General features: G+C 65.8%; 9 protein-coding genes. 3 read left to right on the forward strand and 6 right to left on the reverse strand.

The genetic code is table 11. From position 1 onward, the window contains the following. Positions 1-1,415: metalloprotease PmbA (gene pmbA, locus PHX69_RS14120; protein WP_288044493.1), on the reverse strand; the 1,415-nt coding region annotated here is incomplete at its 3' end. A gap of 119 nt (positions 1,416-1,534) precedes the next feature. Here pmbA and yjgA point away from each other — a divergent pair. Together yjgA and mog are read left to right on the forward strand one after the other, a co-directional pair. Next, positions 1,535-2,203, forward strand: a complete 669-nt coding sequence (yjgA, locus tag PHX69_RS14125; protein ID WP_119014196.1) for a ribosome biogenesis factor YjgA — start codon at positions 1,535-1,537, stop codon at positions 2,201-2,203. Beyond that, the gene (mog, locus tag PHX69_RS14130; RefSeq protein ID WP_288044495.1) at positions 2,190-2,783 is read left to right on the forward strand and encodes a molybdopterin adenylyltransferase; all 594 of its coding nucleotides are present in this window, start codon (positions 2,190-2,192) and stop codon (positions 2,781-2,783) included. The genes yjgA and mog overlap by 14 nt, the downstream gene beginning before the upstream one ends. A gap of 144 nt (positions 2,784-2,927) precedes the next feature. Here the strand turns inward: mog and PHX69_RS14135 are convergent, their stop codons facing one another. From PHX69_RS14135 to PHX69_RS14145, 3 genes are all read right to left on the reverse strand, one after another. Next, positions 2,928-3,587: a nitroreductase gene (locus tag PHX69_RS14135; RefSeq protein ID WP_288044497.1), complete on the reverse strand. Its 660-nt coding sequence runs from the start codon at positions 3,585-3,587 to the stop codon at positions 2,928-2,930. An 88-nt stretch (positions 3,588-3,675) separates the two neighbouring features. Continuing rightward, positions 3,676-4,449, reverse strand: a complete 774-nt coding sequence (gene cysE / locus PHX69_RS14140; protein WP_119014199.1) for a serine O-acetyltransferase — start codon at positions 4,447-4,449, stop codon at positions 3,676-3,678. Positions 4,450-4,482: 33 nt separating this feature from the next. Continuing rightward, the gene (locus PHX69_RS14145; protein ID WP_288044499.1) at positions 4,483-5,310 is read right to left on the reverse strand and encodes an RNA methyltransferase; all 828 of its coding nucleotides are present in this window, start codon (positions 5,308-5,310) and stop codon (positions 4,483-4,485) included. A 152-nt stretch (positions 5,311-5,462) separates the two neighbouring features. Here PHX69_RS14145 and PHX69_RS14150 point away from each other — a divergent pair, with 152 nt between their 5' ends. After that, a complete protein-coding gene (locus tag PHX69_RS14150; protein ID WP_288044500.1) occupies positions 5,463-6,410 on the forward strand; it encodes an inositol monophosphatase family protein in 948 nt (315 codons plus the stop codon). Positions 6,411-6,441: 31 nt separating this feature from the next. On the opposite strand, the gene PHX69_RS14155 is transcribed toward PHX69_RS14150, so the two are convergent. Both PHX69_RS14155 and PHX69_RS14160 read right to left on the reverse strand, forming a co-directional pair. After that, complete coding sequence (locus tag PHX69_RS14155; RefSeq protein ID WP_288044501.1) at positions 6,442-6,726, reverse strand: hypothetical protein; 285 nt, start codon at positions 6,724-6,726, stop codon at positions 6,442-6,444. A 71-nt stretch (positions 6,727-6,797) separates the two neighbouring features. Then, on the reverse strand, positions 6,798-7,382 hold a 585-nt coding region (locus tag PHX69_RS14160; protein WP_288044503.1), incomplete at its 5' end, for an HD-GYP domain-containing protein.

The following is a 7,382-nucleotide window of genomic DNA, read 5'->3' on the forward strand; positions in this document are numbered from 1 at the left end:
CCCACGGTTTTGGCGCCGTGGTTGTAGGCATCGGCACCCACGGCTTCAATGCCTTTGAGCATGTCGCGCAGGTTGCCGGCGATGGTGATTTCATGCACCGGAAAGGCGATCTCGCCGTTCTCTACCCAAAAGCCGCTGGCGCCGCGTGAATAGTCGCCGGTGACGTAGTTCACGCCCTGGCCCATCAGCTCGATCACGAACAGGCCCGTGCCCAGCTTCTTCAGCATGGCCGTGAGGTCGTCCCCGGCCTTGGTGCGCCGCGAGGTCAGCACCAGGTTGTGCGAGCCGCCTGCGTTGCCCGTGGTGCGCATGCCCAGCTTGCGCGCCGAGTAGCTGCTGAGGAAATAGCCCTCGACGCGGCCCGCATCCACCACCTTGCGCGCGGCCACGCGCACGCCTTCTTCGTCAAACGGCGAGCTGCCCTTGCCGCGCAGGATGAACGGGTCTTCCAGGATGTCGATGTGCTTGGGGAAAATCTGCTTGCCCAGCGAGTCGAGCAAGAACGTGCTCTTGCGGTAGAGCGCACCGCCACTGACGGCCTGCACAAAACCGCCCAGCAGCCCGGCGGCCAGATTGGACTCAAACAGCACCGGGCATTCGGTGGTGGCGATTTTGCGTGCGCCCAGGCGGCTCAGGGCGCGCTGGGCAGCGTAGCGGCCCACGGCGGCGGGCGATGCCAGCTCCGTGGCACTGCGCTGCGAGCTGTACCAGGCATCGCGCTGCATGTCGGCGTTGCGGCCTGGCAAGGCGGCAATGGGCGCCACCGACAGGCTGTGCCGCGAGGTGGCATAGCCACCGCGAAAGCCGTGCGTGTGCGCGCTGAAAAAATGGCTTTGCTGCGCCGACACGCCTGCGCCTTCGCTGTTGGTGATGCGCTTGTGCGTAGCCAAGGCGGCGGCCTCGCACTCGATGGCGATGCGCGCGGCCTCTTCGCTGGTCAAGGCCCAGGGGTGGAACAAATCCAGATCGCGGTGGGACTCGGGCGGGGCGATGTCGGCCTCGGCGGGCAAACCGGCCACCGGGTCTTCGGCGGTGAAGCGGGCGATGTCGTAGGCCGCCTGCACGGTGCGCTCAATGGCGGCGGGCGAGAAGTCTGACGTGCTGGCATTGCCGCGCCGGTGGCCCAGGTACACGGTGATGCCCAGGGACTTGTCGCGGTTGCGCTCCACAGTTTCGAGCTCGCCCTTGCGCACGTTCACCGACAGGCCGCAGCCCTCGGAGGCTTCGGCACCGGCATCGGTGGCACCCACTTTTTTGGCGTGGGCCAGGGCGCTATCGACGAGGTCTTCAAAGAACGCGCGGCTGTAGCTGAAACCGCTGTCAGCGGCACTCACGCGCTCGGGATGCTGGGGGGAAGGTGCGGTCGCTGGAGCGGCGCGGCGGGTGCGGGGTGCGGCAGGGCGTGTTGATTTCATGGCGCGGCTATGATACTTGCGCGCGCCCCCAGCTCTGTACGAGCGGGGGCGCTGGCGTTGGGCCCTGCCCCCGTGGCCGCCACACGCCTCCCAAACGCCCTCACCTCCCGGATTTCACCATGTCACGCAAACCCAAAAAAGGCTACTTTGTGCGCGGCCAGTTTGTTGCCGAAGGCAGCGAAATGGACATCGCGCTCAAAGCCGAACTCAAAGGCACGCCCGATGCGAGCCGCACCGACCTCAAGCGCGAAAGCGACGAACTGCAAGACCTGGGCAAAGAGCTTTTGAGCCTGCGCGCTGACCTGTTCGCCCGCATCGGCCTGCCCGACAAACTGGTCGAAGCGCTGGCCGAGGCGCGGCGCATCACCAACTTTGAAGGCAAGCGCCGCCAGATGCAGTACGTGGGCAAGCTCATGCGCAAGCTCGATGACGACACCGTGGCCGCCGTGCGCACCGCCCTGCAAGAGCAGCGCAGCGGCTCGGCCGCCGACAAGCTGGCGCTGCACCTGGCCGAGCAGTGGCGCGACCGCCTCATCGCCGAGGACAGCGCCCAGGCCGAATGGATTGCCCACCACCCCGGCACCGACATCCAGCAGCTGCGCGCGCTGATCCGCCAGGCGCGCAAAGACGCCCCCGGCGCACACGATGCCACCGTGGCCCAGTCGCAAGGGCTGGCACCGCGCAAGGGCCGCGCCTACCGTGAGCTGTTTGTGCTGGTGCGCACCCAGTTGGGTGGCCCTGACGATGCCGATGGCAACGAGGCGCCGCAGGAGGATGGCGATGTTTGAGGCCGTCAAGATCGGCATCGTCTCGGTCAGCGACCGCGCCAGCAGCGGCATCTATGCCGACCAGGGCCTGCCCGCGCTGCAAGACTGGCTCACGCGTGCGCTGCACAACCCCATCACCTTCGAGGCGCGGCTGATTGCCGACGAGCAAGCCACCATCAGCGCCACGCTGCTCGAACTGGTGGCAGCCGGTTGCAGCCTGGTGCTGACCACAGGCGGCACCGGCCCGGCCCTGCGCGACGTGACGCCCGAGGCCACGCTGGCCGTGGCACACAAAGAGATGCCTGGTTTTGGCGAACAGATGCGCCAGATCAGCCTGAAGTTTGTGCCCACGGCCATCCTCTCGCGCCAGGTGGCCGTCATCCGCGACCAGTGCCTGATCGTCAACCTGCCCGGCCAGCCCAAGGCGATTGCCGAGACGCTGGAGGGTCTCAAAAGCGCCGACGGTGCGCAGCTGGTGCCGGGCATTTTTGCCGCCGTGCCCTACTGCATCGACCTGATTGGCGGGCCGTACCTGGAAACGCGCGAGGCCGTGTGCAAGGCCTTCCGGCCCAAGCAGGCGCAGCGCCCGGCGCGCACCTGAGCCTTGGCGTGCAGTTCCCAGAAAAATAACAGCCAAATCAGGCCCCAGCGCCCACAGGATAAGCGCAAGCAGCTACCAAATCAGGAGTAAAAAAAGAGGGCTACTTTGCAGTAGCCCTCTTTTTTTGTGGGTGCGCGCAGGCGATCAGAAACCGCGCAGTTCGGCCCATTCTTCAAAGGGCGCGCGGCTGGCCTGCAAGGTGTTGATGGGCGCTTGCGTGTCCTCAAAGCCCAGCGCCACGCCCACGGCCACGCTGTAGTTGGCGGGCAGGCCCAGGTGGGCGGCCAGGGCGCCGTCGTAGCGGCGCCAGAAGCCCTGGGCGCAGGTGGCCAGGCCGTTTTCCACGGCCAGCAGCATCAGCGATTGCAGGTAAATGCCCAAATCCATCCACTGCGGCAGGCCCATGCGCTGGTCGACGCAAATGAACAAGCCCACGGGGGCGCCAAAGAATTCGGCGTTTTTGCCCAGCTGCTCCAGCCGCGCGGCTTTGTCATCGCGCGGAATGCCGATGCTGCGGTAGAGGTCTTCGCCATTGGCAAAGCGGCGCGTGCGGTAGGGCTCCCACAGATCGGGCGGGTACGACAGGCTGTTGGCATACGCCTCGGGCTGCGCCTGGGCAACGGCTTGCAGCGTCTGCGCCAGGGGTTCGCCAGTCAAAGCCAGCACGCGCCAGGGTTGCAGGTTGCCGCCCGAGGCAGCGCGCGCAGCGCCCTCCATGAGCGCGCGCACGGTATCGGCGCTGGGGGTCTGGGGCAAAAAGGCGCGCACAGAACGGCGCTGCTGCAAGGCGTGGAACACATCCATCGGTACGGTCTCCAGAAGGTTTGACGGGGCTGGAAATGGTAGGGGCAGCAGCGGCACGGGCCTGTCGCGGGCGCTACCGCTGGCCGCTCTACTTGTCGATCAGGGCGTTGAACTTGTCGGCGGCAAAGTTTTCGTGGCGGGCGGCGTCGCCGGGCACACAGTTGCCAGGCTGGGGCGTGGAGGAGAGCTTTTCAATGGCCTGCCACAAGAGCGCAATCTGGTGCTCCTGCGCCCCCGCGCTGTCAATCAGGCCGCGCAGGGCCTGCGAGAGCGGGTCGTCGTTTTGCGTCACGCCGTAGGCAGAGAAGCCCATTTTGGAGGCTGCCTCCTCGCGCCGCGCGTCGGACTCGGCCTGGATGATGCGCGCCGGGTTGCCCACGGCGGTGGCGCCCGCCGGCACGGGTTTGGTGACGACGGCGTTGCTGCCCACCTTGGCGCCATCGCCCACCGTGAAGCCGCCCAGCACCTTGGCGCCCGCGCCCACGATGACGTTGCTGCCCAGCGTGGGGTGGCGCTTGGCGCCCTTGTACAGCGAGGTGCCACCCAACGTAACGCCGTGGTAGATGGTGCAGCCGGGGCCGATTTCGGCGGTTTCGCCAATCACCACGCCCATGCCGTGGTCGATGAACACGCAGGGGGCAATTTTGGCGCCGGGGTGGATTTCAATGCCGGTGAGCCAGCGCGAGGTGTGCGAGATAAAGCGCCCCAGCCATTTGAAGCCGTGCGTCCAGCACCAGTGGGCGCGCCGGTGCAGCACCAGGGCGTGCAGGCCGGGGTAGCAGGTGAGCACCTCCCAGCTGCTGCGGGCGGCGGGGTCGCGCTCAAGGATGCACTGGATGTCGGAGCGCAGGCGGGTGAACATGGGGCGAAACAGCAGTGCAAAAGGAAAAGCAGTTTAGTGCTTTGCCTGCGCCGCCTCGATCATGGCTTTGGCAACACCGCGCAGGATGTGGATTTCTTCGGTCTGCAATTGCGCGCGGTTGAACAGCTGGTTCAGGCGTGGCATGAGTTTTTTCGGCGCCGCCGGGTCGAGAAAACCAATCTGCACCAGCGCCTGCTCCCAATGCGCCAGCATGCCCGCGACCTGGGCGGCATCGGCGCGCACCACGGCGGGCGCGGGGGCCGGGGCGCCTGCCGTGGCCTCGGACGGTGCAAAACCGCCCAGCGCCTGGCGCCATTCGTAGGCAATCACCTGGATGGCCGCTGCCAGGTTGAGCGAGCCAAAACCGGGGTTGGTGGGAATTTGCAGCGCCACGTGGCAGCGGTACACGTCTTCGTTGGCCATGCCGAAACGCTCGCAGCCAAACAAGAAGGCCACGCCGGTTTCTGCGGAGGTGGCAACGCCATCGCCCAGCGCAGGATTTTCAGTGTTTTTGGCCTCCAGCCCTTGCGCAGTGAGCGCGAGCCGCTCTCTTTTCAGGAGCGATTCAAAATGCGCGCGCGGTGCCGAGGTGGGCGGGCCAAAGTCGCGCGGCGTCATGGCGGTGGCGCACAGGTGGCTCATGCCGTCGAGCGCTTCGTCCAGCGTGGCAACGATGCGCGCGTTGTGCAGCACGTCCAGCGCACCGCTGGCGCGTTGGATGGTTTCTTCGCGCCGCAGCACATTGGGCCAGCGCGGCGCCACCAGCACCAGGTCATCAAAGCCCATGGTTTTCAGGGCGCGGGCGGCAGCGCCAACGTTGCCAGCGTGGCTGGTCTGGATCAGGATGAAGCGGGTTTTCATGGCGGCAGGAAGAAGCAGGAAAAGCGCGGACGCGGCGGCATGGGTAAAATTGCGGCCCCATTGTCGCAGCCCGCATCGCCAGGCTGCGACTTCCCTCGTTCCTGGTCCGCGTGCCTGCCTGCTACCGTGCGGGCGCGCTCACATCACAATTTATGTCGTCCAATCTGCACCCCATGCTCAACGTGGCCATCAAGGCTGCCCGCGCCGCCGGCGCTCTCATCAACCGTGCGGCCCTGGACGTGGAGGCAGTGCGCATCTCGCAAAAGCAGATCAACGACTTTGTCACCGAAGTCGATCACGCCAGCGAAAAAGCCATCATCGAGACGCTGCTGACGGCCTACCCCGGCCACGGCATCCTGGCCGAAGAATCGGGCAGCGAGTATGGCGCCAAGGATTCCGAGTTTGTCTGGGTCATCGATCCGCTGGACGGCACCACCAACTTCATCCACGGCTTTCCGGTCTATTGCGTCAGCATTGCGCTGGCCGTGCGCGGCAAGGTCGAGCAGGCGGTGGTCTATGACCCCTCGCGCAACGACCTGTTCACCGCCACCAAGGGCCGCGGCGCCTACCTGAACGAGCGCCGCATCCGTGTGAGCAAGCGCACGCAGCTCAAGGACAGCCTGATTTCTACCGGCTTTCCGTTCCGCCCCGGCGACAACTTCCAGAATTACCTGCGCATGATGGCCGACGTCATGCCACGCACTGCGGGCCTGCGCCGCCCCGGCGCTGCGGCGCTCGACCTGGCCTACGTGGCAGCAGGCTTCACCGAAGGCTTTTTTGAAACCGGCCTGTCGATCTGGGACGTGGCAGCGGGCTCGCTGCTGGTGACCGAGGCAGGCGGCCTGGTGGGCAACTTCACGGGCGAATCGGATTTTCTGGAGCAGCAAGAGTGCCTGGCGGGCTGCCCACGCATTTACGGCCAGCTGGTGCCGATTCTGGGCAAATACAGCAAGTTTGCCGGTGCCGGCGAGAAGGCCGCGCTGCGCCAGGCAGCCCCGTTGCAGGGCAGCGAGGCCCCCGCAGCCCCCGCAGAAACAGCGCCCGCTGCCGACGCAGCCAGCGCCAGCCCTGTGTCACCAGCACAAGACGCGCCGTTCTGAACCACGCTACACAAGCCGCAGCGCGGCGGCCCTAACGCAGCTTGTGCTGCGTTTGCAGCAAGTCGCCGCTTTCTTCGGCCCAGACGTCGGTGCGCGGGCGCAGGGCCGGAAACGCCTGGTAATGGTCTTCAGCCAGCGCATCCAGGGCAAAAAATACGTTGACCGGAAAGCCCTTGCGAGCGCCGTCGCGGGTATCGCGCAGCAGCGTGTTCATGTAGTGGCCAAACTCCGGGTTGCCCCACAGTGTTTGCAGCTTGTCTCCAATGCGCGGAAAAGCGCTGTAAATGATTTTGAAATGGGTGTTTTCAGTGAGCATGCACTGAACTGTACCCATGAAGCCACTGCACAGGCCAGCCCTGATTGCGCAGTACCCCTGCGGCAGCACGGTTACACCGGGTCGGGGTAATTGCGGGCAATGCGGCGAAAGTCTTCGGCAATGTCGATGAAGGCATCGACGATGTCGGGGTCAAACTGGCTGCCCCGGCCCTTGACGAGGGTGGTGCAGGCCTGCTCATGGGTCAGTACCGCAGGCCGGTACACACGCGGGTGGATGAGGGCGTCGTACACGTCGGCCAGTGCCATGAGGCGCGCGGCCACAGGGATAGCGTCACCGGCCAGGCGCTCCGGGTAGCCTGTGCCGTCCCAGCGCTCGTGGTGGCTGTAGGCAATGTCTTTGGCCACGCTCAGAAAGCGCACCCGCATGCCCAGGCGCCGCTCGGCCCCTTCGATGGCTTTGCGGCCCAGGGCAGCGTGCTCTTTCATGCGCTCAAACTCCTCCGGCTCCAGCGGCCCGGGCTTGAGCAGGATGCGGTCAGGAATGCCGATCTTGCCGATGTCGTGCAATGGCACCGACTTGTAGAGCAATTCAATCATGCGTTCGTTGAGCACGCTTTCAAAGCGCGGGTGCGCGCGCAAACGCTCGGCCAGGGCTTTGACGTAGAGCTGGGTGCGGCGGATGTGGTTGCCGGTTTC

The organism is Simplicispira sp. (assembly GCF_028687295.1).
Taxonomy (GTDB): domain Bacteria; phylum Pseudomonadota; class Gammaproteobacteria; order Burkholderiales; family Burkholderiaceae_C; genus Simplicispira; species Simplicispira metamorpha.